This window comes from Bradyrhizobium elkanii WSM2783 (assembly GCF_000472865.1).
Taxonomy (GTDB): Bacteria; Pseudomonadota; Alphaproteobacteria; order Rhizobiales; family Xanthobacteraceae; genus Bradyrhizobium; species Bradyrhizobium elkanii_A.
In genome coordinates this window covers 44,997-70,917 of sequence record NZ_AXAP01000011.1, presented here as the reverse complement: position 1 = coordinate 70,917, position 25,921 = coordinate 44,997, and the positions used below count along the sequence as shown (strand labels likewise).

Below are 25,921 nucleotides of genomic sequence, written 5' to 3'. Positions count from 1 at the left end.
CACTACCTAGAGCGCGACGCCGCCAACTTCCAGCGAGTGAGGGCGCGAGGGTTAATGGGGCGTGAAAGGCCGCGCGTAAAATCACCATCATGCCTGACCCGCACGTGTATCAGATCGCCAACCTGATCCTCATCGATGGACCGGCACGCCTCACGTTCTAAGCCTCGTTCTTGGGCGTATATTTGCCCATGACGCATTTGTAGCTCTTCAGCTTCCACTCGTGATACGGCCCCTTGGAGAGCCAGTCGGCGATGCCGATTTGCGCGTTCACACTGCAGGCTGCCATGGTGATGCCGGATTGCTCACTGTTGGTGACGACTTTTTCAAGACAAAGCGGGCCGTTGCAGAGAATAGCGACAAGCGTGACAAGCATTTTGACCATCGGCTGATTGGGGAATACCCGGTTGGATTGGTTTATGCAGGCTTCGTGCCAGTGGTTGGACTTGCGTGATCACATCTCTTCGAAATGTGATCTGCGCTCGCCTGCATCTGACCTGCTGTACGTAGTTTCCCGGGGTATGCTTCCGATGCAGAGGTGCCCGGCGTTCCGCTACTTGCAGGTGGGATTAGCCGGATCCGCGACCGAGAAAAAAGTGATGCTGGTCGGGGCCAGCTCGGTACGCGATGTCGCGAGCGGCTCGCCTTCCAGCACAGGCAATTCATCATCTGCAGCGAGCTTCAATTCGCGGCCATTCAGGCGCACGCGCGAGCCAGTGAGACTGGCTGCGGTCAGGGTGTAGCGTCGCGCCGTTCCGGAGAACTCAAGCGACCGCCGCGCCATCCGATCGGTGTTGATGGCAAGCAGCGCCACGCCGCCTGACTTGTCCCGCAAGCAATGCGCGTAGAGATATAGTCCCGGCACCGCCGCCGATCCGGCGTCGAGCACGACCGTGCCCATCAGTTTTCGCCAAAGCAGTGCCGCCCAATAGTTCGGGCGCGGCGTGAAATCCTTCTCTTCCAGCAGGCCGTAGTCACTGGCTGCAAGCGTGTTGTGCATGAGGACTTGCACCTGCCGTTTGGCCATGCGCCCGAGCGTATCGAGATAACGGAAGCTATCGAGGAAAGTCGAGCTCCAGGGATTGCCGCCGCAGGCGGCATCCGCCGTTTCCGTGATCCACAGCGGCCGGCCGGGTGCGAACCGGTCGCGCAATTTTGCGTAGAAGGACGCTGCACGGTCGATGCCGGACAACCAGTCCTGCGACAACGCGTTGTTGTCGCGCGCCGCAGCCGACGGCACCGTCCTGCTGCAACGTGGCGAGAGCGCGCCGTAATAGTGGAACGAGATCGCGTCGAACACGGGGCCTGCGGCCGCCAACAGCTTCTCACTGCCGAGCGCATCGCCTGATCCGCCGGTGCTCACGGTATCAGGGCCAAGCAGGATCGTTTCCGATGATGCATGCTTGAGGAACGGCGCGAACACGGCGATGTCGCGGCCGAAGCTCGCGGCATCATAGCCGGAAGGCGTGCCGCCGATGGCGGCGAGGTCAGGCTCGTTCATGAACTCGGCGGCGGCGATGTTGCCGCCGAGGGCCTGCGTCGCCGTGATCAGCTTCTCGGCCTGCGCCGGCGTCCAGACGCCGCTGGCATCGCGCGTGCCCAGGCCTGTCGCAAAGGAGGTGACGAGCCTAGCGTCCGCCGCGCGCGCGAAGTCGATGACACCTCTCCATTGACGGCGGGTCAGCACGCCGTTGAAGCCGGGAGGCGGGGACCGCGCGCCCTCGTCGGCGTCGTCGAAATAGGTGGTGTTGGCCCAGGTGCCGCTCACGCGCAGATAGGCCGGCCCCAGCGCCGCGGTGAGCTTGCGCAGCCGCGGATTGGCGAGATCGATCGGCTTGCGGTAGGCGTACATTGCGGGATCCCTGCCCGCGGGGATGACATCCCCTTTTGAAGAAGGTTTGCGCCGATCGGCGTAAGGACGCCAGAAGTGCCCGCCGGTCACCTCGACCATCTCGACATTGTAGGATTGAAAGCGCTCGTCGACCGAGCCGATGCGCGCCATGGCCGCCGGCGCGAGCGCGATGCTCGGATCGGTCGCCGACGCAGGCGGGGCGCACAGGATGGCGAGCGCAAGACCGATCAACACGCGCATCGGGCAAGGCTGAACGCTCGTTCCGTTCGGCATGCTGCAATGCTACACGAAAGCGCTGAGATAAGCTCGGTTTGCATCCGCAATGGACGCTCTACTCCCTCTCCCGCGTGCGGGAGAGGGCTGGGGGGAGGGTGTCTCCGCGATGGGACCATTCACGGCGAGAGAGTCCTCAGCCACCGTCAAAAAGCCGCGACCCCCGCCAGGGGAGCTAGCGAGGGCCGCGTTGGAACACCTCGTTGCGCCTAGGTTCGCAACAAAGTGTGGGAGCTGGTTTGAAGTAGGTCAGAACGGCAGCAGCACGTCCATCACCTGCTGTCCGTAGCGGGGCTGCTGGACGTCGGTGATCTGGCCGCGGCCGCCATAGGCGATGCGGGCCTGGGCGATCTTGCTTGAATCGATGGTGTTGTCGCTCTGGATATCCTCGGGCCGCACGACGCCCGCGACGATCAGTTCGCGGATCTCGAAATTGACGCGGATCTCCTGCTTGCCTTCGACCACGAGATTGCCGTTCGGCAGCACTTGCGTGACGACGGCCGCGACGTTGGTCTGCAACGCTTCCTGCCGGTTCACCGAGCCCTTGCCGTCGCTGGAAGAGGTCGAGTCCGTGGTGAGGATCTTGCCCGGCAGGACCTTCAGTGGCTGCGTAACCGTTTGGGAGCCGAGGAAGTCGGTAATACCAGAATCTTCCTTGGCGGTACGGCTGCGCTGGGTCTCGTTGGCGATGTTGGCCCTGTCGGTGAAATTGACGGTGACCGTTAGCAGGTCGCCGACGCGTGCGGCGCGCTGGTCCTTGAAGAAGGCCCTCGAGCCGTTGCGCCACAGCGAGTTCGGGCTGTAGGAGGCCACTTCCGGTTTCGGCATCGGCATCTGCACCGGCTTGTAGCCCGGCTGCGTGGTCGGATTTTCGATCGCGGTCAGCTTCGGCTGTTCGCCGATCTGCGAGAGGCGGTCGATCGAGGAGCAGCCGCTGGCGAGGATGCCTAGCGTGAAGAGGGCGCCGGTGAGGACGAGGCGGTTGATACGGGGAGCGGACATCACGGTTACTCGGCTTTCGGGGCGACTGAACTGACGTTGGCGACGGCGACGGGGCTCGCCTGCTCGGCGGGCGCGAGCGAGGCGGTGGGTTCAAGGACAGTTGCGGCGCGCGGCGGGGTGATCGTGACCTGGCCGCGGCCGGTGACGGTGCCGGAGACGGTGCGCTTGGACTGCAGGTTCATCACGCTGACGACATCGCCCTCAGTGCCGCCGTCGAGCGCCTTGCCGCGGATCGTGAGGTAGAGCCCGGCCGCCTGATAGATCAGCGTCACGTTCTGATCGCGGGTCACGAGATCGGGCCTGGCGAGATCGGCGCTCTTCAGCGCCTGTCCGGCGCGGAGCTGGCGACGGGCCTGCATGCCGACAGCATTGTCACGGAGCGCGAGGTCGTTGCCGACCTCGGCTTTCGGGCGGCGCTCGACCAGCACGTCCGAATGCTTCAACATTTCGCCGCGCTCGACAGCGCGTGCCAGCACGGCGGCTTCGACGGTTTCGATCGCGGTGCCGGTGAAGCGCAGCCTGGTCGGCGCGGCGCCGGTCTCGTTCGCGATCTCGAAGGTGATGTCGAAGCGGCTGTTGCGCGGATCGTAGCGGAGAGCGATCGGCTGCAGATTACCGGAATTGGTGGCTTCCAGCCTGATGTCGCCGACGTCGCGATCGAAATTGATGGTGAGATTGGCGGCTTCGCCAAGGCCGTTGCGGCGCTCCAGCGTGCGGGCGACCGCTTGCTCGACCTCCTGCCGATCTATCGCGCGCGCGGCGCGTGTCACCGTAATTTCCTTGAGGTCGCGGGTGTCGACGCCGATCACCTGATGGGTCCGCAGCGTGGCGAGCACCTGCGCGACCGGCAGCGTGCCTGTGGTGCCGAGATCGGGCGCGCGATAGATCGGCGTCGTGCCGAAGCTGCCGGCGTTGTCGACGAGATCGCCGATGCGGACGATGTCGCTTGTGATGGTGACATTGGCGCGCAGCGTCGGCGGCGTGATGACGTCGTTGCGGTCCCGCGCGACGGCGTCGCTGCGGCTCTGCGCGATCGCATTGGAGACCGACGCGGCAAGGAGCAGCGCGGCGAGGAGAAGCGGGCGGGCGAACATGGTCACTCTCCCCCTCAGCGGAACAGGTTGGAGGTGGATTGCAGCATCTGGTCGGCAGCGCTGATCACCTTGGCGTTCATCTCGTAGGCACGCTGGGCCGCGATCAGGTCGGAGATTTCCGACACCACCTCGACATTGGCCTGTTCGAGGTTCGACTGCTGCATGTCGCCGAACCCGTCGGTGTTGGCGATGCCGTCCTGCGGCGTGCCGGAGGCCGGCGTGTCGACGAACAGGTTGTCGCCGATCGGCTGCAGGCCGGCCTTGTTGATGAAGCGCGTCAGCCCGATCTGGCCGACCAAAGTCGGCGTGGTCGAGCCCGGCAGCATCACGGTGAGCTGGCCCTGCGCATTGATCGTGATCTGCGAGGAGTTCTGCGGGATGGTGATGGTCGGCTGCACCGGGTTGCCCTGCGCGTTAACAACGCGCCCCTGCTGGTCCATCATGAACGAGCCGTCGCGGGTGTAGGTGTAGGTGCCGTCGGGCATCTGGATCTTGAAGAAGCCTTCGCCGCGGATTGCGATGTCGAGATCGTTGCCGGTCGGCGAGAGCGTGCCCTGGCTCATCAGGCGTGGCGTGCCGACGGTCTTGACGCCGCCGCCGAGATCGATGCCGACCGGCAGGATCGTGCCCTGGTCGGAGGCCTGCGAGCCGACGCGGCGCACATGGTCGTAGATCAGGTCCTGGAACGCGGCGCGCTGCTTCTTGTAGCCGGTGGTGCGCAGGTTCGCGATGTTGTTGGAGATCACCTGAACGTTGAGTTCCTGTGCCGCCATGCCGGTCGCTGCAGTGTAGAGAGCGCGCATTGACTATTCTCCTTTACGCCGGAACGTCGGCGAGCTTGTCGATCGCCGATTTGTGCAGATCGCTCTGCTGCTGCAGCAGTGACGAGATCTGGGTGTAGGTCCGCGTGATCTCGATCATGCGGCTCATCTCGGTGACGGAATTGACGTTGGACTTCTCGACGAAGCCCTGGCGCAGCCGCGAGGTGGTATCCACCGCGGCCGGGTTGCCTTCGCCGGCGGAATAGAGGTTGTTGCCTTCCTTCACGAGCTGCTGCGGCTGGGCGAAATTGACCACGCGCAGCTTGCCGCGGATCGAATCGATGCGGCCGGTGCCTTCGAGCACGGTGACATAGCCGTCGGCGGCGATGCTGATGTCCTTGTCGGTCTGCTGGAACACGATCGGGCCGGCATTGCCGAGCACGGGATAGCCGGACTGGGTGACGAGCTGGCCCTGGTTGTTGACGGTCAGATTGCCGTCGCGGGTGTAGCGCTCGCCTTGGGGCGTCTGCACCACGAGGAAGCCCGAGCCGTCGATCGCGACGTCGAGCGGGTTCTTGGTCTCCTGCGACGGTCCTTGCGAGAAGTCGTGGAAGGTGGCGCGGTCGTTGACAAAGGACACGCGGCGGTCGGAGGGAGCAAAATTATCCTCATGCGCGCCGGACCTCAGGAATTCCTGGAACAGCGAGCGGTCGGCCTTGTAGCCGTTCGTCGTGATGTTCGCGATGTTGTTGGCGACGACATCCATCTGCCGCTCCAGCACAACCTGCCGCGATAGTCCGACCAGAAGCGTATTCTGCATCGGCGGTTCTCCCCTTCGTGGACGGTCCGCGAAAAAGAGGTTCTCCCAAACCCCAAGCCCCCGGACCTCGTGAACCTTTGGGCTCTCCCAAACCCGCCGGCTCGCATGGTCTTCAGCGAAAGCCGTGCCAAGTCGGAAAGTGATGATTTGTGAGGAGGTTAGGTGTTCAGCCCGGGGCGGAGAGGGCGGCAGAAAGGTCTTGTTGACCATGTTTGCCCGGCAGTTTTTTCCTAGTTGCGGCGCAATCGAAAGAAACCATTAACCATTCTTACCCTAGCGTTGCACCGTACAGAGCGCGCGTGCGCTGGCGGCATTGGTATTGCGTCTTAAAGGGCTTGGCTGGGGCAAATCGCGTTCGTCTCCGATCTTTTAGCGGGCGGGCGATGGCGGACGAGGACAAGGCGGAGGGCGGCGCCGAGGGCGAGGCCGCAGCTTCGAAGAAGGGCAAGCTCAAGCTGATCATTGCCGCCGTCGGCTTCCTCGCCATCCTTGGCGGTGGCGCCGGCTGGTTCTTCTTCATGCGCGGCCACGGTGAGGAGGTGCATGCCGAAGCGCCGCCGCCGAAGCCGCCGGCCTTCGTCGAAGTGCCCGATATGCTCGTCAACCTCGTCGGCGCGCCCGGCGAGCGCATCCAGTATCTGAAGGTCAAGCTGGTGCTGGAGGTGAAGGAGGAGAAGCAGGTCGAGGCGATCAAGCCGTCGCTGCCGCGCGTCACCGACCTGTTCCAGACCTATTTGCGCGAACTGCGCGCCAGCGACCTCAACGGCTCGGCCGGCCTGTTCCGCCTCAAGGAAGAACTCACCAAGCGTGTCAACGCGGCGGTGTCGCCCAACCAAGTGAACGCGGTGCTGTTCAAGGAAGTCGTGGTTCAGTAGCGATGGCCGGCAACGACCAGATGGACCAGGATGCGATCGCCGCCCAGTGGGAGGCGTCGCTCGACTCCGAGGATCCCGCAGCCGCTGCGGAAGAGGCTGCGAAGAACGAACTGTCGGAGAGCATGTCGCTGCAATGGGCGGCCATGGTCGAGGACGGTAGCCGCGACTTCGGCACCAAGAACGGCGGCGAGCGGGTCCTCTCGCAGGAAGAGATCGACAATCTGCTCGGCTTCACAGTCGGCGACGTCAATCTCGACGACAATTCCGGCATCCGCGCCATCATCGACTCGGCGATGGTGTCGTATGAACGCCTGCCGATGCTGGAAATCGTGTTCGACCGCCTGGTGCGGTTGATGACGACATCCTTGCGCAATTTCACCTCCGACAACGTCGAAGTCTCGCTCGACCGCATCACCTCGGTGCGCTTCGGCGATTACATGAACTCGATCCCGCTGCCGGCGGTGCTCAGCGTGTTCAAGGCGGAGGAGTGGGAGAATTTCGGGCTCGCCACCGTCGATTCCAGCCTGATCTATTCGATGATCGACGTGCTGCTCGGCGGCCGCAGGGGCCAAACCTCGCTGCGCATCGAGGGCCGCCCCTACACCACGATCGAGACCAACCTGGTGAAGCGCCTGATCGAGGTCGTGCTGTCAGATGCCGAGCAGGCGTTCCGGCCGCTGTCGCCGGTGAAATTCACCATCGACCGCCTCGAGACGAATCCGCGCTTTGCCGCGATCAGCCGTCCGGCCAACGCCGCAATCCTGGTGCGGCTGCGCATCGACATGGAGGACCGCGGCGGCAATATCGAATTGCTGCTGCCCTATGCGACCATCGAACCGATCCGCAACGTGCTGTTGCAGATGTTCATGGGCGAAAAGTTCGGCCGCGATCCGATCTGGGAAGGACATTTCGCGACTGAGGTGGCGCAGGCCGAGATCTCGGTCGAGGCCGTGCTCTATGAAGCCGACATTCCGCTCAAGCAGTTGATGAAGCTGAAGGTCGGCGACACGCTGCCGCTCGACATCCGCGCGGACTCGCTGGTGTCGGTGCGCTGCGGCCACGTCACCCTGACCGAGGGCCGCATGGGCCGCGTCGGCGACCGTGTCGCGATCCGCGTCAGCAAGAATTTGCGCAAGCCCAATACCACCTTTGCGATGTTCGAGAAGGCCGACGAGCAGACCAAGATGATGGAGGCATAGTTTGAATCATTCCCTCGGAATTGCGATTGAAAGCCTGGTCGCCGTGCTGTTGATGCTGACGATCGGCTACTGCATGCTGCTCAACAAGCGCCTGCAGCGGCTGAAGGCCGACGAGCACTCGCTGAAGGCCACCATCGCCGAACTGATCACGGCAACCGAGATCGCCGAGCGCGCGATCGGTGGGCTGAAGCACACCGTGCGCGACGTCAACGAGAATCTCGGCAGCCAGCTCACCGCGGCGACGCAGATGTCGGCGCATCTGAAGGGCCAGCTCTCCGAGGCCGACGCCATGATCCGGCGGCTATCGAGGATCGTGCAGGCGGGACGGCCGGTGACGGAGGCTGCGCCCGCGGCAGCCGCTGCACCCGCGCCGGCAGCGCCGAAGATGTCGCCGGCCAAGGCGGTGGCGGCGGCTGCTGAAGCCTTCACCGAACGCAGAAAGGCAGGCGGTCTGGCCGCATGAGCGCGTTTCGCGACATCCGCGTCATCCCGGTCGTGCTGGTCGCGATCTTCGGCCTCGTGGTGCTGAAGGTCGCGGGCCTCGTGCTCGATGGCGGCTATGTGTTCGACTACAATCCGCAGTCGACCAAGCCGTCATGGGCGCAGGAGATGCTGAATTTCCCGGGAGGAAAGAACAAGGGAGATCCGAACGACGTCACCGGCTCCGTGCATGCTCCGGCGGAGAAAAAGAAGGAAGAGCCGCCCGCGGCGACCGATCCGCCGCCGCAGCCGGATGGCGTCGTGATCAATCCGAACCTGCCCCCGCAGATCTCGGCCTCCGAGCGCGCGATCCTGGAACGGCTGCAGGCGCGCCGGCAGGAACTCGATGCCCGCGCGCGCGAGATCGAGATCCGCGAAAGCCTGTTGAAGGCCGCCGAGAAGCGCATCGAGGCGAAGGTGGAGGAGGCCAAGGCGAGCGACGCCAGGACCAGCGCCAGCGCGGCGCAGAAGGCCGAAGCCGACGCCGCGCGCTTCAAGGGCATCGTCACGATGTATGAGGGCATGAAGCCGAAGGATGCCGCGAAGGTGTTCGACCGGCTGGAAATGGGCGTGCTCTACGAGATCGCGTCCCAGATCGCGCCGCGCAAGATGGCTGATATCCTCGGCCTGATGCAACCCGAAGCGGCCGAGCGGCTCACCGTCGAGCTCGCCCGCCGCGCCAGTCCCGACAAGCTGCAACCTGCCGCCGACCTGCCGAAGATCGAGGGCAAGATGCTCGCGCCGAAGCTGAATTGACGACTTCAGCGCATCGCTTGCAGCAGTACTATCAAGCAGCCGGTGCAGCCGGCGCAGGTGGAGTAGGAACAACCGCTTGCGCGCCGGCCAGCGCCGCCCGCAACGCGTCTTCCTTGGTGTGGTCGAGAGACGTCTTCAGCACGGTCCCGCCTTCGCCCCTGAGGCCTTCGAGCACTTTGTCCCCGGTCACCCTGCGTGCCAGCACGAAGAGGGCCGCAGTTCCGGGCTGAATGGCTTCAGCGGTCTGCTTCATCCATTTGTCGTCGATACCGACATCGGTCAGATATCCGCCGAGCGTGCCGCCGGCGGCGCCAAGCGCCGCTCCTGCCAGCGGCATCAGGAAGATCAGGCCGATCAGGGTGCCCCAGAAAGCGCCGCCGACCGCGCCGGCCGCGGTGGTGTTGATGAGCTGGTTCAGCTTCACCCGGCCTTCGGGATCCTTCACCGCGATCACGGCATCGCCGAGTTCGATGAGGTACTCCTTCTGCATGGCCAGCAATTTCTGACGAACTTCTTCCGCCTTCGCCTCGGTTGGGAATGCGATCACGACAAGATCACTCATTTGCAGTTCTCCTCTATGGCCGCCCGACTCTATTGCGTCTCCATGACCATCCGAATGCAAAGCAAATGGCACGCGAATGCGATTGATTTACATCAACCCCCGGCGAGGAGAGCGTAGCACGTTGTTCAATCTGTGGCTTTGCGGCCTTTGTCACAAATGAAGCGGGGAACCCGGCTACCGCCGACGGGCCCCGGCTGGCGCTTTCGCGCCTGCGCCCGCGAAATACGGGTTGGCAAAACATTCGGCTGCGCGGCCTGACGCCGACGCCTTGCACTGAGCCATCGATGTATATCCGCAGCCGATGGCAGGGCCGTCAATGCTGAAGACCTGCATGCAGATCGGGTAACGCGGATCGTAGGTCTGCGCCTGGGCGGGCAAGGCCGCCAGGATTGCGACGCCAACCAGGATCGCCCGAGCCACGGGGCGCATCGGAATCTCCTTAAAGGGAAGTCACTTCCCGTTTTCTTTCTACTTCCTTCTACTTTGGAGATTTTCCTTGTGTATTATAGTTGACAGTCACAGGGTGTGTATCCTAGTACACGCGATGCAGATCATCCAGACCGAAGCTTACTCGACGTGGTTCGCTAAGCTTGGCGACATTCAGGCCAAAGCCCGCATCGTTGCCCGCATCCGCCGCATGGAGTTGGGCAACCCCGGCGATGCCAAATCGGTTGGCGACAGTGTGAGTGAAATGCGGATCGACCACGGCCCGGGATATCGGGTTTACTTCACGAAGCGCGGCAAGACCGTTGTGATCTTGCTCTGCGGTGGCGACAAGAAATCACAGAAGCGAGACATCGAAACCGCGAAGCGAATGGCAAAGGAGGTCTGATATGGCCATCAAGACAACCCCCTTCAACATCCTTGATCACCTCAAGACTCCAGAGGAGCAAGTCGCTTACCTTGAAGCGGCCCTGGAGATCGATGATCCGTCATTCATCGCGGCAGCTATTGGCGATGTTGCCAAAGCCCGCGGTGTGAGCGAATTCTCTCGCGAGACTGGCCTAAGCCGAGAGGCGATCTACAAGGCGTTCAAAAAGGGAGGCAATCCAACCCTTGAAACGCTAGACAAAGCGCTGAAACCCCTTGGAATGCGACTGACACTTACTGCACGAAACGCAGCTTAACGACGCGCCGCGCTCCGCGGCTTACCGATCGCACTGATAGACGCGGCCAGCGGCGAACTGCGCGTCATCGATCTGGCGATGAGCATGCAGCCGTGCAAGCGGGGCGTTCCGAGCTGCCGAGCCTGACTCGATGGTTGCCCGGATGGGCAACCAGGTGGAGCCACTCAAGGCCGAGCTTGAAACGATGTGCATGTCCGCTTCCGAAGTTCAGCGGTGTAGGCGGCTCGGATGTCTTCAGTGAACGCATCGATGACCTTTGGGCGTACTCGCGCTGGTCCCGATAGCCATCAATGTCCCCGCCGGAGCACTGCTCTATTTCCTCGATTTCGGGGACCGTTCCCCGAAGTTTCGAAGTGGTCGTCGTTAGCAACTCCTTAAGCGAGCCAATTCAAGATTCGGATGCGGGGTGGCGCATTGGTGGCTGCTTCGAGGCTTGAGGGCTGAAAGACGTAACTGGCATGGCGCGACGGGCTGCCGCTGGACTAAGGTCGCATGGCCGCGTTTTGCCGCGGACGGCGTATCTTTGCCTGGGCCGGCTGCTGCCGCTTGCCGTGCTCCTGATTTCCCTGACACTTGCCCCGGCCGCCCGCGCCGACGATCCGGTCAAGGGCGTGGCGACGTTCTCGGCGGCGAACGGTTTTGCGCGGCTGGTGTTCAAGCTCACCGAGGATGTCGAAACCGAGGTGTCGACGGCCGGCTCGATCGTCGTGATCCGCTTCAAGCGGCCGGTCGATATCCCCGTGGAGAGATTGGCCGATGCTGTGCCCGATTATGTCGGGATGGCGCGGCGCGATCCGGACGGAACGGCGATCCGCCTGTCGCTGTCGCGGCGGGTGACGATCAACACGATGACCGCGGCGGAGCGGATCTTCATCGACTTCCTGCCCGATGAGTGGGCCGGGCCGCCGCCGCCTTTGCCGACGGACGTGATCCGCGAACTGGCCGAGCGCGCCCGCGCGGCCGAGCGTGCGTTGCGCGCGCAGCGGGCGGCGGACGCAGCCAGGAAAAAGCCGCCGGTGCGCGTGCGCGCTTCGGTGCAGCCGACCTTCGTGCGCTTCGTGTTCGAAATTCCCGATGGCGTCAGCGCGTCCTCGGTGCTGAACGAGCAGAAGCTGACACTGTTGTTCAACAGCGTGCTCAGCTTCGACCTCGCGGATGCCAAGGTAGCGGCGCCGCCGAACGTCGCCTCGATCAACCAGCGCTCCGACACCGACACATCAGCTGTCGACATCAACCTGATCGGCGAAGTCGATGTGCGTTCCTTCCGCGAGGACAAAAACTACGTCGTCGACGTCGCCTTCCAGCAGCCGGAGAAGCCGGCAGCGGATGGGCACGCCGCCAACGTTCCACCCGCGCCGGCAAAGCCGCTGGTCGCCGTGGCGGCCGGGCAGGGCAGGGCGATCAGGGAGACCACGCCGTTGCAGCAACCGGCCCCGGTCGCTCCGGTGACCTCAGAGAGTTTCGCGGCGGAGGCCAAGATCGCCATCAAGCCCGAGCAGGGCACAAATGCGCCGCAGGCGGAGCCCGCGGTGGCGGCTGAGAGCACGGCGCCTGCGGTCGCGAAGCCGCAGCCCCCCGCCGCCGAAACGCCCGCGCCGGCGTCCGAGAAGGTCGCGCAGGAGGTGCCGCCGGCTCCGCCTCCACTGCAAGCGGCGCCTGCCGAGCCGCCGCAGCCTGCAGGAGCGTCCGCGAAGGAAGCTTCACCGCCATCTGCGAATGTCGCGCCGAAACAGGCCGCTGCAGCAACGCCACAGACTTCCTCCGCTGAGAAGCCTGTTACGGTCGACGCGCAGCGCGACAGCGACGGCTTGCGCGTGACGTTCACCTTTCAGAAAGCGACGCCGTCGGCGTTGTTCCGTCGCGCCGATGCGGTGTGGCTGGTGTTCGATTCTTCAGAACCGATCGATGTCGCGCCGATCCGCGACAAGGCCGGCGCCATCATCTCCGACGTCAGCCGCTTGCCGCTGGACCAGGGGCAGGCGATCCGCTTCCGCCTCAACCGCCCGCAGATGCCTTCGCTCGAGGCCGACGAGCGTTCCTCCGGCACCGGCTGGACGGTGACCTTCGCCGACCGGGTGCAGAAGCCGCCGCAGCCCTTGATGGTGGTGCGCAACGTCAGCGATCCCGCACTCGCCAATGTCAGCGTGCCCCTGGCCAATCCCGGGCAATTGCACCGGCTGGTCGATCCCGATGCCGGCGACATGCTGTGGGTCGTGACCGCGCCGCCGCCGTCGCGCGGCTTCATCCGTCGGCAGGATTTCGTCGAGCTGTCGCTGCTTGAATCCGTACACGGCCTCGTGGTGCATCCGAACTCCGACGACGTGACGGCCGAACTCGGCGCCGACAAGGTGGTGCTGGGACGTCCTGGCGGGCTGACGCTGTCATCGGCCGACGTTGCCGCCGAACGCGCCACCGCCGCGGTCAAGCCGCTGTTCGATGCCGAGGAATGGAAGAACAACCAATCGGAGAACTTCATCAAGCGGCTCGATGGGCTGACCACGGCCAGCGCCGAGGCGACCACGTCGCCCGAGCAGCTCGCGCAGTCGCGGCTCAACCTTGCCAAGTTCTACGTCGCACGCGCCATGTATGAGGAAGCCCACGGCGTCGCCAACCTGATGCTGTCGGAGAGCAAGCGCGGCGCCGAGGATCCGGCCGTGCTGATGATCCATGCCGCCAGCAGCATCATGATGGGCCGGCCCGAGCGCGCGCTCAAGGATCTCGCCAGTCCCTTGATCGGCAACGGCTATGATTCCCAATTGTGGAAGGGGCTCGCCCTTGCGCGCCAGGGCAAATGGGCGGATGCGCGGGAGAAATTCAAGAACGCGGAGTTCTCGGTCGCGACGCTGCCGCCCGATCTGCAGCGCGTCGTCATGCTGGAATCGATGAGGGCCGCGCTCGAGGTCAAGGATTTTGCCGGTGCCGCGCGCCGCCGCAGCGAGCTTGAGGTGATCGGACTGCCGAAGGAATTGAAGCCCGCCGCCGCGGTGCTGCGCGGCCGGCTCGCCGAAGCGCTCGGCTATGAGAAGGACGCGCTCGACGCCTACCGCTTTGCCGCGAACTCGCCCGATCGGCAGGCCGCGGCAGAAGGCAAATTGCTCGAGGTCATACTGAAGCAGAAGCGGGGTGAGATCACGCAAGGAGAAATCCTGCGCGAGCTCGAACTGCTCGCGGTGATGTGGCGCGGCGACAGCATCGAGCTGCGCACGCTGCAGATCCTGGCGAAGATCTATTCCGACACCGGCCGCTATGCGGAGGCGTTAGCGGCTACCCGCGCCGCGACGAAACTGCAGCCGAACTCGCCGGAATCGCGGCAGGCACAGGATGCGGCGTCGGCGCTGTTCTCGCAGCTTTTCCTCGGGCCCGCCGGCGACAGCATCCCGCCGATCGATGCGCTGACGATGTTCTATGAATACCGCGAGTTGACGCCGATCGGTCGCCGCGGCGACGAGATGATCCGCCGCCTGGCCGACCGTCTCGTCGGCGTCGACCTCTTGGATCAGGCCGCCGAACTGCTGCAGTACCAGGTCGACAAGCGGCTCGAGGGCGCAGCGCGCGCGCAGGTCGCCGCACGCCTTGCCATGGTCTATCTCACCAATCGCAAGCCGGAGCGCGCGATCGCGGCGCTGCGCCTGACCCGCATCTCGGATCTCTCGGGCGAATTGCGCCAGCAGCGACTGCTGCTCGAGGCGCGCGCGCAGAGCGACGTCGGCCGGCATGACCTCGCGCTCGACATCATCTCCAACATTCCCGGCCGCGAGGCGATCCGGCTGCGTTCCGACATCTATTGGGCGCAGCGGCACTGGCGCGAGGCCTCCGAGCAGATCGAGCTCTATTATGGCGACCGCTGGCGCGACTTCACGCCGCTGAACGCGGCCGAGAAGGGCGACGTCATCCGTGCCGTGGTCGGCTATGCGCTCGCCGAGGACGCGATCGGGCTCGCCCGCTTCCGCGAGAAATATGCGCCGCTGATGTCGGGCGAGGCCGACCGAACGGCGTTCGACATTGCAGCCAGGCCGGCTGCCGCCAACAGCGCCGAATTCTCAGAGATCGCAAGGATGGCCGCCAGAGTCGATACGCTCGACGGCTTCATCCGCGACATGAAGCTCCGCTTCCCCGACGCCACCGCCCGCGCGCCGCTGCCCGATCCGATCGCGACCGGCACGGTGCCCGGCACGAAAGCCGATCCCGAAGCGCTGCCTGCGATCGTCGGCACCAAGCGCACCAGCGCGGCAAGGTAGTACCCTGCTCCTTCTCCTTCCCCCTGAAAGGGGGAGGGAGGGGTGGGGGTTAGCCACGGGCGACGGCGTTCGTGGAGAGACCGGATCCCCACCCGGTTTTGCGCGTTGCACGCGCAAAACCGACCTCCCCTTTTCAAGGGGAGGTGAAGCACGCTCGCAAACACTAACGTGAATCTCGCGGTTGTGTGACGACGATCGTCCTCTCGACAGCGCCGCGTTTAGGCGGCAATTTGCGGCGGCCACGCAAATCGCCGGAGGATGTCGTCACCATGAGCAAGCCGACCAAGACCGAAGCCGAACTCATCGAGATGGCAAGAGCCGAGCTGAAGGTCCATGCCGATTGCCCTGATGGCATCGTGATCTCCGTGATCCGTGACGGCGACAGTTGGGAATTTCGTGCGGCCGCCGACGCCGCGACGGTGGCTAAGCCGGGTTATCCCGAATGCGTGGCGATGCTGGTCCAGGTCGGCGATCACCTCAGCAAGCAATATGACTTCAAGAACTGACCGGCTGCGCTGTTATCCGTGACGAGCGCCGGCTCGCTACGGCGTGTAGTCGTAATCCCCCGCCGCAGATCGGTGGCGGTTGTGGGAGTTGGCTTCGTGCCACCACCAGTTACCCACGTAACGCAATTCCGGATTTCCGAAATCTTTCTGTAGGCGTCCTGCGCCATCATCGTCGCTGGTGGATGGTCACTTCTAACACGAAAGGAGCTTCCATGAAGATTCAAGTCCGCAGGCTCGCGATTGCAGTCGCAATTGCTGTCCCTCTCGCAGCGGCCGCCACGGCCAAATCGTCTGCTGCGCCGATCAATGGCATGTCGATCAAGGCGGCGGTACCAGCCGTGACGATGGACGTGCGCTATCTGGTGCGTCGGGATTATCCTTCGTACTGGGGCTATCCCACCTATAACTCGTACTGGGGCTATCCCACCTATAATTCGTATTGGGCCTACCCGACCTATAATTCATATTGGAGCTATCCGAGCTATTACTACTCCTATCCCGGCTACACTTACGGCTGGTGATGACGTCAAGCATTGGCAGCGTGCGGCTCCCTTCGAGCCGCCGCTCGCCAACATGTATTTAAGAGATTTTATCCTTCCTCACCGGCGAGATTCTGCACGTCGATGGTGGCCAGAGCGCCGGTCGCTAATTCGAGCGCGATCCAGCCATCTCCGTCGGCGATGGCAGGAATCAGAACTAACCATTTCCTTTTCCGTCGGCGAGGCGGCTTAACCGATGTCGATGTCAAGCACCCACGCTCACCGTCATCCGCATTCAGCCGCGGCCAATCATCATCATGAAGGCGGGCCGGTCTGGCTGTCGGCTGCGGCGGGGCTTTGCGCCTCGCTGGTCGGTCTCGGGTTGGCGCGCTTCGCCTACACGCCGCTGATCCCGGCGCTGATCGCGGCAAAATGGTTCAGTCCGGCCGATGTCGTCTATCTCGGCGCTGCCAATCTTGCGGGCTATCTCGGCGGCGCGATTATCGCGCGCCAGGTCGGCGCTCGCATCGGGGCGGTGCGCTCGCTGCGCGCGATGATGGTGCTTGCATCGCTCTGCTGCTTTGCCTGCTCGGTGCCGATCTCGTTCGCCTGGTTCTTCGTGTGGCGCTTTCTTGCCGGTCTGTCCGGAGGCGTGATCATGGTGCTTGCGGCGTCGACGATCCTGCCGCATACGCCGCCGAACAAGAAGGGCGTGGTCGGTGGCGTGATCTTCGCCGGCGTGGGCCTCGGCGTTGCGGCGTCCGGCACGCTCGTGCCGTTGTTGCTGCGGCAAGGGCTGCAAGAGGCCTGGTATGGACTTGGGATATTGTCCGTGCTGCTGACCCTGGCGAGCTGGAAGGCCTGGCCGGCCGAGGTCCGCGGCGCGAAAGCCGTAGCTCAACATCGCATAGCATCGCGGCCGCGATCACTGGCGATCCGCGCGCTGTATGCGGAGTATGGCCTCAACGCCCTGGCGCTGGTGCCGCACATGGTTTTCCTGGTCGACTTCGTGGCGCGCGGGCTGGGGCAGGGGATTCCGGCCGCTTCGCAATACTGGGTGCTCTACGGCATCGGCGCGATCGCGGGTCCGCTCGTGACCGGGCATCTCGCCGACCGTGCGGGCTTCGGCCCGGCGCTGCGCGTCGCCTTCCTGGTGCAGGCGGTTGCCATCGTGCTGCCTGCGGTCAGCGTGGCTCCGGCCGCGATGATCGTCTCGAGCGTGATCGCTGGCGCCTTCACCCCCGGCATCGTGCCGCTGACGCTCGGCCGCATCCATGAACTCGTTCCGCACAACAGCGCCGCGCAGGGCGCGGCCTGGGCGCAAGCAACCACGAGCTTTGCGCTGTTTCAGGCCGGCGGCGCCTATGGCCTGTCCTACTGCTTCGAGCAGACCGGCGGCAACTACGCGCTCCTGTTCATGATCGGAGCCGCCGCCATCATCACAGCGCTCGCCGTCGATCTCGTGGTCGGCCTATTGGGCGATCGCGCGCGCTCGTAGTTCGTCGCGCTATCCCCCGTAGCTCTGCACCAGGCTGCCGGCGACCAGCGACCAGCCGTCGACCAGCACGAAGAAGATCAGCTTGAACGGCAGGGACACCACGACCGGCGGCAGCATCATCATGCCCATCGACATCAGGACGGAGGCGACCACGAGGTCGATGATGAGGAAGGGCAGGAATAGCAGGAAGCCGATCTCGAAGGCGCGCTTCAATTCGGAGATCATGAAGGCGGGGACGAGGATGCGCAGCGACATCTCTTCCGGGCTCGCGGGCGGCGGCTCGCCGGAGAGATCCATGAACAGCTTGAGGTCCTTCTCGCGCACATTCTTCTGCATGAAGCCGCGCAACGGGACGGAGGCGCGCTGCAGCGCGTCCTCGACGCCGATCTGGTTGGCGACCAGCGGGCGGATGCCGTCGTCATAGGATTTCTGCAGCACCGGGCCCATCACGAACGCGGTCAGGAACATCGCCAGCGCGATGATCACGGAGTTCGGCGGCGCGGTCGCGGTGCCGAGCGCGGTGCGGAGCAGCGACAGCACCACGACGATGCGCGTGAACGACGTCATCATGATCAGGATCGACGGCGCGATCGAGAGCACGGTGAGCAGCGCGATCAACTGGATCGCGCGCTCGGTGACGCCGCCATTGCCCTGGCCGAGATTGATGCTGATGTCCTGCGCAAGCGCAGGCGCCGCCAGCGAGCTGGCGGCGATCAGGACGGCGGTGAATAAAACTCTACGCGGAAACTTCGGCGGCCTCACGAAGGGTTCTTCGGGCGGCCGAGCAAGGAGGCCATCTCGTCTTCGAGATTCTCAAAGCCGCTCTTCTGCGGCGCAGGTGAGGGCGGAGGTTCGCTGCGTGCGGGGCGCGGTGCAGGTGCCGGCTCGGGCGCCACCGGCGGCGCGGCAGCTTCGCTCGGCGGACGGCGCAGCGCGGCCTCGAGCCGCTGCGCCATCTCGGCGAGATTGGCGTCGGCGCTGGATGTGTCCGGCGGCGGCGGAGGAGGAGATGGCGGAGACGGAGGCGGCGGTGTGGGTGCTGCGGCACGCTCGGGGGTGCGCAGCGGCGCGATCTTCGGCTCGGTCGTGCGGGGCGGGCGCGGGATCAGGGGCTCGGTGCGGGGCACGCGCGGCGGGATCGGCTCCGACCGCGGTTCGGTGCGCTCGGGGCGGCTGCCGATCGGCTCCGGCGTGAAGCCGGTGAGCGGATCGCGTCGCTCTGTCAGCGGCGGGCCGGCCGGACGGCGGAGCTCTTCGGCAAAAGACGGGCGCGCGGGCCGCGGCGGCGGCTCAGGCATCGTCGGCTCCGGCGTATCGAAGATCTCGGTGCGGGCGCTTTCGGCCTCGGCCCACGCGGCATCCGGGAGCGGCGCAACCCGCGGTGGCGGCTCGGCGCTGGGGATGACCGGACGCGGCGGCGCCTGGTCGCGGGCCGACGCGCGGACGATATTGGGTTCGACGACGATGTCGGTGGGGCCGCCGATCATGAGGAGATGCTCGACATTGTCGCGGCGGACCAGCACGAGGCGGCGCCGCCCATCGACCGCGGCCGCGTCGATCACCGCCAGCCGCGGCATCCGCCCGCGGTTGGTGTTGGCTCCGAGGCGGTTGCCCGCAAAGCGGCGGACCAGCCATGCGGCCAGACCGATCAGCGCCAATACGGCGATGAACGCAAAGAGGAACCACAGGATCTGCATATTACTGTCCCCGGCCATCTGGCCCTGCTTTCATGCTGGCGTCGACGGATGCGGGCTGAAGCGATCCGATCAGCGAATCACGCCCGAGATCAGCCTTATTTCTTAATTCCCCACGGCAGTCACGCCGCCCATGTTTACTAATAGACCAAGAATCGATTGTTCCAAAACGACTTCTAAGCCCACCTGCGCGCGCTGGTTAACGCAGCCATCGTGGCGAAAATGTGCACTTCCGGATGATTCGGAGGCCTGCCCACGGCCTCCCGGAACAATTTAACCAGCCGTTAACCATACACCGGGCAAATTCTGCCTACCTCGGGGACGGCCCCAGAGGTTAACGGGGGCGCGGCATGGCCATCAACGATCTACCGATCCTGTCGGCGCTGCGCACCAAGATGCAGTGGCATCAGGAGCGCCAGCGGGTGCTGGCCGAGAACGTCTCCAATTCGGATTCGCCGAACTTTCGGCCGCGCGACCTGGTCGAGCCGACCTTCGGCCGCAATGGCGCGCCGGTCGGCGGATCGATGGGCACGCTGCCGATGATGCGGACCGCCTCCGGCCATATCGCGGCCTCCGGCGCGCCGGAGAATTTCGACCATGACGGCGGAAAGAACGCCTTCATGACCAGGCCGGCCGGCAACGCCGTCAACCTGGAAGAGCAGATGCTGAAGGTCTCCGCCAACCAGATGGACTATGCGGCGGTGACCTCGCTCTACAGCCGCAGCCTCGGATTGATCAAAACCGCCATCGGCAGGCGCTGACAGGTTTTTAGGGAGAAGGGATCATGGCCGACGATGGAAGCGATTTCGCCCGCTCGATGACGATTGCCACCTCCGGCCTGCGCGCGCAGGCCGGACGGATGCGGGTGATCTCGGAAAATATCGCCAACGCCGATTCGACGGCGCAGACCGCGGGCGGCGATCCCTACCGCCGCAAGGTGCCGACCTTCTCCTCCGCACTCGACCGGACGCTGGATGCCAAGGTGGTGACGCTCGGCAGAGTGCGGCCCGACCAGTCGGCGTTCCGCGTCAAATACGAGCCGAGCAATCCGGCGGCGGATGCGACCGGCAACGTGAAATATCCCAACGTCAATCCGCTGGTCGAAATGACCGACATGCGCGACGCCCAGCGCTCCTATGAGGCGAACCTCAACATCATCAGCGCGACGCGGCGGATGATCCAGCGCACGCTCGATATCCTCAAGTCCTAAGAAACAGGAAGCGATCCAACATGGCCACACCGACAGTTGCCGCCAATGCCTATGCCAGTCTCGCCCGCATGATGGAGCGGGGCGGTGCCGAGAAGGGCGGCGAGACCGCAGGCCCCTCGTTCGGCGCGCTGGTGAAGGAAGCCATCGGCAGCGTCATGGATGCCGGCCGCAAGTCCGACGCCCAGACCGTGGCGATGACCTCGGGCCGGGCCAATGTGATGGACGTGGTGACCGCGGTCGCCGAGACCGACGTCGCGGTCTCAACTCTGGTGTCGGTGCGGGACCGGGTGATCCAGTCGTATGAAGACATCATGAAGATGCCGATCTAGTTCGCTCCTCATCCTGAGGAGCCGGCGCAGCCGGCGTCTCGAAGGATGGCCACGGGCGAGATCGGGGCTTCATGGTTCCCAAGGCGACGCGAAGCATCGTCCGGAGACGGCGCTGCGCGCCTCCTCACCATGAGGGGAGACAGAGAGGAAATGAAAATGACCGGTGCTGAAACCCTCGACGTGGCGCGCGATGCGATCTGGACCATCGTGGTGGTGTCGTCGCCCTTGATGATCGTCGGCCTCGTGGTTGGCGTGATCGTGTCGCTGTTCCAGGCGCTGACGCAGATCCAGGAACAGACGCTGATCTACGTGCCGAAGATCCTCGCGATCTTCGTGACAATGCTATTGGCGCTGCCGTTCATGGCTGACGCCATGCACGCCCACATGCTGCGGATATCGTCGCGAATCATCGGCGGTTGATGCACTGTGCGTAAACTATGCGCATCGACGTATCCCTGCTGCCGGCGCTCGCCGCGACCTTCGTGCTGGTGTTTGCCCGCATGGGGGCGATGGTGATGCTGCTGCCGGGATTCGGCGAGAGCAATATCCCGGCGCGTATCAAGCTCGGGATCGCGCTGCTCTTGACGCTGATCATCCTGCCGCTGCACCGCGCCGACTATCATGTCGACATCACGTCGGTGACGTCGCTGATGGTGTTGATGGTGCACGAGATCGTCATCGGCATCGTGCTTGGGGCGACCGCGCGCGTGACGTTGTCGGCGCTTGCAGTCGCGGGCTCGGTGATCGCCCAACAGCTCGGGCTCGGCTTCGTCACTGCGATCGATCCGACGCAGGGCCAGCAGGGCCAGCTCATCGGCAACTTCCTCACGATCCTCGGCATGACGCTGTTGTTTGCGACCGACACCCATCATCTGGTGCTCGCGGCGCTGAACGAGAGCTACAAGATCTTCTCCCCGGGCGCGACGATGCCGACCGGCGACGTCGCGGCGCTGGCGACGCGCGCCTTCGCGGAAGCCTTCAAGATCGGCCTGCAACTGTCGGCGCCGTTTCTCGTATTCGGTCTCGTCTTCAATATCGGGCTTGGCGTGCTGGCGCGGCTGATGCCGCAGATGCAGGTCTATTTCGTCGGCGTGCCGCTCTCGATCCTCGCCGGGTTCCTGATCCTCGCCGTAGTGATCGCGGCGATGATGGGGACCTATCTCGAATACTTCATCGGCGTCATGCACCAACTGACGCCGCTGAAATAGGGAGCCGCCATTAAGGAAGCGCGATGGCCGAGGATAGCGACGACAAAACAGAAGACCCTACGCAAAAACGTCTCGATGACGCACATGCGAAGGGCGATGTCGCCAAGAGCCAGGAGGTCAACACCTGGTTCGTGATCGCTGGCGGCACCTTGGTGCTGTCGACCTTCTCGACCTCGACGGCAGCAGGCATCCTGACGCCGCTGCGCAACCTGATCGCCAATTCCTGGATGATCAGGACCGACGGCCCGGGGCTGATGTCGCTGATGCAGACGCTCGTGATCGCTGTCATCGCGGCAATCGGCGTGCCGCTGCTGATGCTGATGCTGGCGGCGATTGCCGGCAACATGATCCAGCACCGCCTGGTGTGGTCGACGGAGTCGCTGACGCCGAAATTCAGCAAGATCTCGCCCGGCGCCGGCTTCAAGCGCATTTTCGGCAAGCAGGCGGCGGCGAATTTCCTCAAGGGCATCTTCAAGGTCGTCGCGCTCGGCGCGGTCATGACGGCGGTGCTGTGGCCGGAGTGGCACCGGCTGGAATCGCTGCTTAGAATCGACGTCGCCTCGATCCTGCCCGCCACCACCAGTCTGACCTTGCACCTGCTGGGCGCTGTGGTGGCGATGCTCGCCGCGGTCGCGATCGCCGACTACTTCTTCCAGTACCGGCAATGGTACGAGCGGCAGAAGATGTCGGTGCAGGAGATGAAGGAGGAGTTCAAGCAGTCGGAAGGCGATCCGCACATCAAGGGGCGCATCCGCCAGTTGCGGCAGCAGCGCATGAAGAAGCGGATGATGGCCGCGGTTCCCAAGGCGAGCGTGATCATCACCAACCCGACCCACTATTCGGTGGCGCTCGCCTACGACCGCGACATGCAGGCGCCGGTCTGCGTTGCCAAGGGTGTCGACATCATCGCCTTCAAGATCAGGGAGATCGCCAAGGATCACGACATCCCGATCGTCGAGAACGTGCCGCTGGCCCGCGCGCTCTATGCAACCGTCGATATCGACGAGGAAATTCCGGTCGAACACTACCACGCGGTCGCCGAAATCATCGGCTACGTCATGGGCCTGAAGCGTCGCGGGCTGTCGGGACAGCGAAGCTGACGCGGCATGGGACTCCGGGAATGGAACGAAAGCGGCCTGAGATGGGCTTAACCTGGGAAATCGCGGCCTGATGGACTTGCGCTCCAAGCTCCGATTGAGGCACTCAGGAGGACGGGCGAATCTGCGCGCCTTCACCGCCGACGGGCAGCTTCAGTCAATGACCGCCGAGACCGATCACAACCAGGCTGCCGAGCCGTTCGTGGCCCACGAACCGGCGCGGCGGAGCGGCAGCATTGTTCTGGTGCTGCTGGTGGCGGCCGGCCTCGTCGCGGTGGCGGTCGCGCTGATGACGATCGGCCGCGGCCAGGCGCAGCCCTATATCCTTGGCGTGCTGGCGCTGCTCGCCATGGTCGGGCTGTTTAGCCTCTTCGCCTTTGCCGCCGGAATCGTCCGTTTCTCCGACCGTTCCACCGACGACCCCGTGATGGGCCGGATCGCCAACCACGCCTATGACGGGCTGGCGGTCACGGATTCGCACGGACAGGTGGTCTATTCCAATGCCGCCTATCTCGCGCTGACGGGGGCCTCGAGCCCGCAGGAGGTGCGGCCGGTCGAGCGCGTCTTCATCGGCAATCCGGATGTCTCCGAGGCCGTGTTCCGCCTGCTCAAGGCCGCGCGCGAAGGCAAGCGGCAGCAGGAGGAGGTCCGCATCGCCGGCCATGACGGCCTCCAGGGGCGGTGGCTCAGGATGCGGGTGCGCCCGCTCGGCCAGAGCAAGCGCGAACAGAAGTATGCGGTGTGGTCGATCGCCGACATCACCCGCGACCGCGAGCGCCAGGAGGACGTGTTCAAGGAACTGCAGCACGCGATCGAATATCTCGATCACGCGCCTTGCGGCTTCTTCTCGGTCACGCCGTCCGGCGAGATCGCCTATGTCAACGCGACGCTCGCGAACTGGCTCGACTACGACCTCGCCGAGATCGGCTCGGGCGGCGTGAAGCTCACCGACATCGTGTCCGGCGACGGCGCGGCACTGCTGACCTCGATCGTGCCGGCGCCGGGTGAGGTGAAGACCGAAGTCTTCGACATCGATCTCAGGATGCGCAGCGGCAAGCCGATGCCGGTGCGGCTCTATCACAAGCTCGCCTTCGGCGCCGATGGCGCGCGCGGGGCTTCGCGCACGCTCGTCATCAGCCGCGCCCGCGACGAGCATCACGATCCCGAGCGCGCCGCCGAAGTGCGCTTCATGCGCTTCTTCGACCATACGCCGATGGCGATCGCGACCGTCGACCGCGGCGGCAATGTCGTGCGCGCCAATGCGCGCTATGCCAAGCTGGCGCAAGGCCTGAGTGCGGATGGTGCTGCCGCCAAGTCGATCTTCCGCGCGGTCAATCCGCGCGACCGCAGCCTGGTGATCGCGGCGATCAACCAGGCCGCCGAGGGCAGGGGCGACATCGCGCCGGTCGAGGTCATGCTCGACGGCGCCAAGGAACGCTGGGGCCAGTTCTTCATCACCGCGGTGGAGGAGGACGAGCGCGATGCCGAGGCCGCGATCGTCTACATGCTCGAGACCACCGAGCGGCGCACGCTGGAAAACCAGATCAATCAGTCGCAGAAGATGGATATGGTCGGCCAACTGGCCGGCGGCATCGCGCACGATTTCAACAACGTGCTGTCGGCCATCATGATGGCGAACGATTTCCTGCTGAACGCACACAAGCCGACCGATCCGTCGTTCCAGGACATCATGCAGATCAAGCAGAACGCGACCCGCGCGGCGACGCTGGTGCGGCAACTGCTCGCCTTCTCGCGCCGCCAGACGCTGCGGCCGCAGGTGCTGGATCTCGGCGACGCACTATCCGACCTGACCATGCTGCTGCGCCGGCTGATCGGCGAGAAGGTGAAGCTCGACCTCGTGCACGGGCGCGACCTCTGGCCGGTGAAGGTCGACGTCTCCCAGTTCGAGCAGGTGGTCGTCAACCTCGCCGTCAACGCGCGCGATGCGATGCCTGATGGCGGCAAGCTGATCATCAAGACCCAGAACGTGGCGGCGGAGGAAGCGGGCCAGCTCGCCTACAAGGGCCTGCCGGCGGCGGACTATGTGCGGATCGACATCACCGATACCGGCACCGGCATTCCGCTTGAGATCATCGACAAGATCTTCGAGCCGTTCTTTTCGACCAAGGAGGTCGGCAAAGGCACGGGGCTCGGCCTGTCGACGGTCTACGGCATCGTCAAGCAGACCGGCGGCTTCGTATATGTCGATTCCACGCCCGGCGAGGGCACCACGTTCCGCATCTTCCTGCCGCGCCACCGGCCCGAGCAGGAGGTCGCGCCGGAGCCGCAGCCGACCAATGGCGCGGCCAAGGAAGCGGCAGCCGAGCCGCCGAAGCCGAAACCCGACCTGACCGGGCAGGGCACGATCCTCTTGGTCGAGGACGAGGATGGTCTGCGTTCACTGAACGCCCGCGGCTTGCGTTCGCGCGGCTACAGCGTGATCGAGGCGTCCAACGGCGTCGAGGCGATGGAAGCCTTCGACGAGAAGAATGGCGAGATCGACCTCGTCGTCTCCGACGTGGTGATGCCCGAGATGGATGGCCCGACGCTCTTGAAGGAGATGCGCAGCCGCAATCCGGATCTGAAGATCATCTTCGTCTCCGGCTATGCCGAGGATGCGTTCGAGAAGAGCCTGCCGGAGAACCAGCAGTTCGCCTTCCTGCCAAAGCCCTTCACGCTGACGCAGCTCGTCGCTGCCGTGAAGGAGACGATGACGCTGCAATAACGTCATCGCCAGGGGAGGCGACGAAGCAACCTGCCCTCCGTAGTGGCAGTCTGCAGCGCCTCGCTCCGGTCGCAATGACAGGGTTAAGAAGCCGCTAAAACCCGTGAAAAGACGGGCTTTTGTCACATCCCCGCGACTG

General features: G+C 64.5%; 27 protein-coding genes. 17 read left to right on the top strand and 10 right to left on the bottom strand.

Annotation, left to right across the window (positions count from 1 at the left end):
- Positions 1–157: 157 nt before the first annotated feature.
- The 6 genes from YY7_RS0112635 to flgF all read right to left on the bottom strand — a co-directional run bounded on the left by YY7_RS0112635 (position 158) and on the right by flgF (position 5,799).
- Positions 158–373 (bottom strand): hypothetical protein, encoded by a 216-nt coding sequence (locus YY7_RS0112635; RefSeq protein ID WP_028163567.1) that lies wholly within the window; start codon positions 371–373, stop codon positions 158–160.
- A 177-nt stretch (positions 374–550) separates the two neighbouring features.
- Entirely contained in the window at positions 551–2,122 is a 1,572-nt protein-coding gene (locus tag YY7_RS0112630; protein ID WP_210164694.1) for a hypothetical protein, read from the bottom strand.
- Between the two features lie 249 nt (positions 2,123–2,371).
- Complete coding sequence (gene flgH, locus YY7_RS0112625; protein WP_028163565.1) at positions 2,372–3,124, bottom strand: flagellar basal body L-ring protein FlgH; 753 nt, start codon at positions 3,122–3,124, stop codon at positions 2,372–2,374.
- 5 nt (positions 3,125–3,129) lie between these two features.
- Positions 3,130–4,218: a flagellar basal body P-ring formation chaperone FlgA gene (gene flgA / locus YY7_RS0112620; protein WP_028163564.1), complete on the bottom strand. Its 1,089-nt coding sequence runs from the start codon at positions 4,216–4,218 to the stop codon at positions 3,130–3,132.
- A gap of 14 nt (positions 4,219–4,232) precedes the next feature.
- A complete protein-coding gene (gene flgG, locus YY7_RS0112615; RefSeq protein ID WP_028163563.1) occupies positions 4,233–5,021 on the bottom strand; it encodes a flagellar basal-body rod protein FlgG in 789 nt (262 codons plus the stop codon).
- A gap of 13 nt (positions 5,022–5,034) precedes the next feature.
- Entirely contained in the window at positions 5,035–5,799 is a 765-nt protein-coding gene (flgF, locus tag YY7_RS0112610) for a flagellar basal-body rod protein FlgF (RefSeq protein WP_028163562.1), read from the bottom strand.
- A gap of 383 nt (positions 5,800–6,182) precedes the next feature.
- Here flgF and fliL point away from each other — a divergent pair, with 383 nt between their 5' ends.
- From fliL to YY7_RS0112590, 4 genes are read left to right on the top strand one after another with little or no spacing between them, the layout of a single operon-like run.
- On the top strand, positions 6,183–6,674 hold the full coding sequence (gene fliL / locus YY7_RS0112605) for a flagellar basal body-associated protein FliL (protein ID WP_028163561.1): 492 nt from the start codon (positions 6,183–6,185) through the stop codon (positions 6,672–6,674).
- 2 nt (positions 6,675–6,676) lie between these two features.
- The gene (gene fliM, locus YY7_RS0112600) at positions 6,677–7,873 is read left to right on the top strand and encodes a flagellar motor switch protein FliM (protein WP_028163560.1); all 1,197 of its coding nucleotides are present in this window, start codon (positions 6,677–6,679) and stop codon (positions 7,871–7,873) included.
- Position 7,874: 1 nt separating this feature from the next.
- The gene (locus YY7_RS0112595) at positions 7,875–8,336 is read left to right on the top strand and encodes a DUF6468 domain-containing protein (RefSeq protein ID WP_028163559.1); all 462 of its coding nucleotides are present in this window, start codon (positions 7,875–7,877) and stop codon (positions 8,334–8,336) included.
- Complete coding sequence (locus YY7_RS0112590; protein ID WP_028163558.1) at positions 8,333–9,109, top strand: MotE family protein; 777 nt, start codon at positions 8,333–8,335, stop codon at positions 9,107–9,109. The genes YY7_RS0112595 and YY7_RS0112590 overlap by 4 nt, the downstream gene beginning before the upstream one ends.
- A gap of 31 nt (positions 9,110–9,140) precedes the next feature.
- On the opposite strand, the gene YY7_RS0112585 is transcribed toward YY7_RS0112590, so the two are convergent.
- Both YY7_RS0112585 and YY7_RS0112580 read right to left on the bottom strand, forming a co-directional pair.
- The gene (locus YY7_RS0112585; RefSeq protein ID WP_028163557.1) at positions 9,141–9,671 is read right to left on the bottom strand and encodes a DUF1269 domain-containing protein; all 531 of its coding nucleotides are present in this window, start codon (positions 9,669–9,671) and stop codon (positions 9,141–9,143) included.
- 174 nt (positions 9,672–9,845) lie between these two features.
- Complete coding sequence (locus tag YY7_RS0112580) at positions 9,846–10,100, bottom strand: DUF3551 domain-containing protein (RefSeq protein WP_028163556.1); 255 nt, start codon at positions 10,098–10,100, stop codon at positions 9,846–9,848.
- 115 nt (positions 10,101–10,215) lie between these two features.
- Here YY7_RS0112580 and YY7_RS0112575 point away from each other — a divergent pair, with 115 nt between their 5' ends.
- The 6 genes from YY7_RS0112575 to YY7_RS51465 all read left to right on the top strand — a co-directional run bounded on the left by YY7_RS0112575 (position 10,216) and on the right by YY7_RS51465 (position 17,519).
- Positions 10,216–10,503 (top strand): type II toxin-antitoxin system RelE/ParE family toxin, encoded by a 288-nt coding sequence (locus tag YY7_RS0112575; RefSeq protein WP_028163555.1) that lies wholly within the window; start codon positions 10,216–10,218, stop codon positions 10,501–10,503.
- A gap of 1 nt (position 10,504) precedes the next feature.
- Entirely contained in the window at positions 10,505–10,798 is a 294-nt protein-coding gene (locus YY7_RS0112570) for an addiction module antidote protein (protein ID WP_028163554.1), read from the top strand.
- A gap of 458 nt (positions 10,799–11,256) precedes the next feature.
- Entirely contained in the window at positions 11,257–15,036 is a 3,780-nt protein-coding gene (locus tag YY7_RS0112560; RefSeq protein ID WP_028163553.1) for a tetratricopeptide repeat protein, read from the top strand.
- A 269-nt stretch (positions 15,037–15,305) separates the two neighbouring features.
- Positions 15,306–15,542 carry a hypothetical protein gene (locus YY7_RS0112555; protein ID WP_028163552.1) on the top strand — a complete coding sequence of 79 codons (237 nt, stop codon included), beginning with the start codon at positions 15,306–15,308 and terminating at the stop codon, positions 15,540–15,542.
- Between the two features lie 212 nt (positions 15,543–15,754).
- Positions 15,755–16,063: a hypothetical protein gene (locus YY7_RS0112550; protein WP_028163551.1), complete on the top strand. Its 309-nt coding sequence runs from the start codon at positions 15,755–15,757 to the stop codon at positions 16,061–16,063.
- A 220-nt stretch (positions 16,064–16,283) separates the two neighbouring features.
- Positions 16,284–17,519, top strand: a complete 1,236-nt coding sequence (locus YY7_RS51465) for a YbfB/YjiJ family MFS transporter (protein WP_155255149.1) — start codon at positions 16,284–16,286, stop codon at positions 17,517–17,519.
- Between the two features lie 9 nt (positions 17,520–17,528).
- On the opposite strand, the gene fliP is transcribed toward YY7_RS51465, so the two are convergent.
- Together fliP and YY7_RS0112535 are read right to left on the bottom strand one after the other, a co-directional pair.
- The gene (gene fliP / locus YY7_RS0112540) at positions 17,529–18,281 is read right to left on the bottom strand and encodes a flagellar type III secretion system pore protein FliP (RefSeq protein ID WP_028163550.1); all 753 of its coding nucleotides are present in this window, start codon (positions 18,279–18,281) and stop codon (positions 17,529–17,531) included.
- A complete protein-coding gene (locus YY7_RS0112535) occupies positions 18,278–19,234 on the bottom strand; it encodes a flagellar biosynthetic protein FliO (protein WP_245287264.1) in 957 nt (318 codons plus the stop codon). The genes fliP and YY7_RS0112535 overlap by 4 nt, the downstream gene beginning before the upstream one ends.
- Before the next feature lie 329 nt (positions 19,235–19,563).
- Between YY7_RS0112535 and flgB the strand changes: the two genes are divergently transcribed.
- The 7 genes from flgB to cckA all read left to right on the top strand — a co-directional run bounded on the left by flgB (position 19,564) and on the right by cckA (position 25,782).
- The gene (flgB, locus tag YY7_RS0112530; RefSeq protein ID WP_028163548.1) at positions 19,564–19,974 is read left to right on the top strand and encodes a flagellar basal body rod protein FlgB; all 411 of its coding nucleotides are present in this window, start codon (positions 19,564–19,566) and stop codon (positions 19,972–19,974) included.
- Positions 19,975–19,997: 23 nt separating this feature from the next.
- Positions 19,998–20,423 carry a flagellar basal body rod protein FlgC gene (gene flgC, locus YY7_RS0112525; RefSeq protein ID WP_028163547.1) on the top strand — a complete coding sequence of 142 codons (426 nt, stop codon included), beginning with the start codon at positions 19,998–20,000 and terminating at the stop codon, positions 20,421–20,423.
- A gap of 20 nt (positions 20,424–20,443) precedes the next feature.
- Positions 20,444–20,752 carry a flagellar hook-basal body complex protein FliE gene (gene fliE, locus YY7_RS0112520; protein ID WP_028163546.1) on the top strand — a complete coding sequence of 103 codons (309 nt, stop codon included), beginning with the start codon at positions 20,444–20,446 and terminating at the stop codon, positions 20,750–20,752.
- 156 nt (positions 20,753–20,908) lie between these two features.
- A complete protein-coding gene (fliQ, locus tag YY7_RS0112515) occupies positions 20,909–21,172 on the top strand; it encodes a flagellar biosynthesis protein FliQ (protein WP_028163545.1) in 264 nt (87 codons plus the stop codon).
- Positions 21,173–21,189: 17 nt separating this feature from the next.
- Positions 21,190–21,960, top strand: a complete 771-nt coding sequence (fliR, locus tag YY7_RS0112510; RefSeq protein WP_028163544.1) for a flagellar biosynthetic protein FliR — start codon at positions 21,190–21,192, stop codon at positions 21,958–21,960.
- A gap of 23 nt (positions 21,961–21,983) precedes the next feature.
- Positions 21,984–23,060: a flagellar biosynthesis protein FlhB gene (gene flhB / locus YY7_RS0112505; protein WP_028163543.1), complete on the top strand. Its 1,077-nt coding sequence runs from the start codon at positions 21,984–21,986 to the stop codon at positions 23,058–23,060.
- A gap of 157 nt (positions 23,061–23,217) precedes the next feature.
- Positions 23,218–25,782 (top strand): cell cycle histidine kinase CckA, encoded by a 2,565-nt coding sequence (gene cckA, locus YY7_RS0112500; protein WP_028163542.1) that lies wholly within the window; start codon positions 23,218–23,220, stop codon positions 25,780–25,782.
- Positions 25,783–25,921 lie beyond the last annotated feature (139 nt).

Bases quoted from the DNA above. Each gene is read 5' to 3' on its own strand.
- cckA (WP_028163542.1), top strand. From the start codon at position 23,218: ATGACCGCCGAGACCGATCACAACCAGGCTGCCGAGCCGTTCGTGGCC.
- YY7_RS0112535 (WP_245287264.1), bottom strand. From the start codon at position 19,234: ATGGCCGGGGACAGTAATATGCAGATCCTGTGGTTCCTCTTTGCGTTC.
- flgC (WP_028163547.1), top strand. From the start codon at position 19,998: ATGGCCGACGATGGAAGCGATTTCGCCCGCTCGATGACGATTGCCACC.
- fliR (WP_028163544.1), top strand. From the start codon at position 21,190: ATGCGCATCGACGTATCCCTGCTGCCGGCGCTCGCCGCGACCTTCGTG.
- fliM (WP_028163560.1), top strand. From the start codon at position 6,677: ATGGCCGGCAACGACCAGATGGACCAGGATGCGATCGCCGCCCAGTGG.
- YY7_RS0112580 (WP_028163556.1), bottom strand. From the start codon at position 10,100: ATGCGCCCCGTGGCTCGGGCGATCCTGGTTGGCGTCGCAATCCTGGCG.
- YY7_RS0112560 (WP_028163553.1), top strand. From the start codon at position 11,257: ATGGCGCGACGGGCTGCCGCTGGACTAAGGTCGCATGGCCGCGTTTTG.
- YY7_RS0112570 (WP_028163554.1), top strand. From the start codon at position 10,505: ATGGCCATCAAGACAACCCCCTTCAACATCCTTGATCACCTCAAGACT.
- flhB (WP_028163543.1), top strand. From the start codon at position 21,984: ATGGCCGAGGATAGCGACGACAAAACAGAAGACCCTACGCAAAAACGT.
- YY7_RS0112555 (WP_028163552.1), top strand. From the start codon at position 15,306: ATGAGCAAGCCGACCAAGACCGAAGCCGAACTCATCGAGATGGCAAGA.
- fliQ (WP_028163545.1), top strand. From the start codon at position 20,909: ATGACCGGTGCTGAAACCCTCGACGTGGCGCGCGATGCGATCTGGACC.
- flgG (WP_028163563.1), bottom strand. From the start codon at position 5,021: ATGCGCGCTCTCTACACTGCAGCGACCGGCATGGCGGCACAGGAACTC.
- flgA (WP_028163564.1), bottom strand. From the start codon at position 4,218: ATGTTCGCCCGCCCGCTTCTCCTCGCCGCGCTGCTCCTTGCCGCGTCG.
- YY7_RS0112630 (WP_210164694.1), bottom strand. From the start codon at position 2,122: ATGCCGAACGGAACGAGCGTTCAGCCTTGCCCGATGCGCGTGTTGATC.
- flgH (WP_028163565.1), bottom strand. From the start codon at position 3,124: ATGTCCGCTCCCCGTATCAACCGCCTCGTCCTCACCGGCGCCCTCTTC.
- fliL (WP_028163561.1), top strand. From the start codon at position 6,183: ATGGCGGACGAGGACAAGGCGGAGGGCGGCGCCGAGGGCGAGGCCGCA.
- YY7_RS0112590 (WP_028163558.1), top strand. From the start codon at position 8,333: ATGAGCGCGTTTCGCGACATCCGCGTCATCCCGGTCGTGCTGGTCGCG.
- flgB (WP_028163548.1), top strand. From the start codon at position 19,564: ATGGCCATCAACGATCTACCGATCCTGTCGGCGCTGCGCACCAAGATG.
- fliE (WP_028163546.1), top strand. From the start codon at position 20,444: ATGGCCACACCGACAGTTGCCGCCAATGCCTATGCCAGTCTCGCCCGC.
- YY7_RS0112635 (WP_028163567.1), bottom strand. From the start codon at position 373: ATGCTTGTCACGCTTGTCGCTATTCTCTGCAACGGCCCGCTTTGTCTT.
- flgF (WP_028163562.1), bottom strand. From the start codon at position 5,799: ATGCAGAATACGCTTCTGGTCGGACTATCGCGGCAGGTTGTGCTGGAG.
- YY7_RS0112585 (WP_028163557.1), bottom strand. From the start codon at position 9,671: ATGAGTGATCTTGTCGTGATCGCATTCCCAACCGAGGCGAAGGCGGAA.
- YY7_RS0112550 (WP_028163551.1), top strand. From the start codon at position 15,755: ATGAAGATTCAAGTCCGCAGGCTCGCGATTGCAGTCGCAATTGCTGTC.
- YY7_RS0112575 (WP_028163555.1), top strand. From the start codon at position 10,216: ATGCAGATCATCCAGACCGAAGCTTACTCGACGTGGTTCGCTAAGCTT.
- YY7_RS51465 (WP_155255149.1), top strand. From the start codon at position 16,284: ATGTCAAGCACCCACGCTCACCGTCATCCGCATTCAGCCGCGGCCAAT.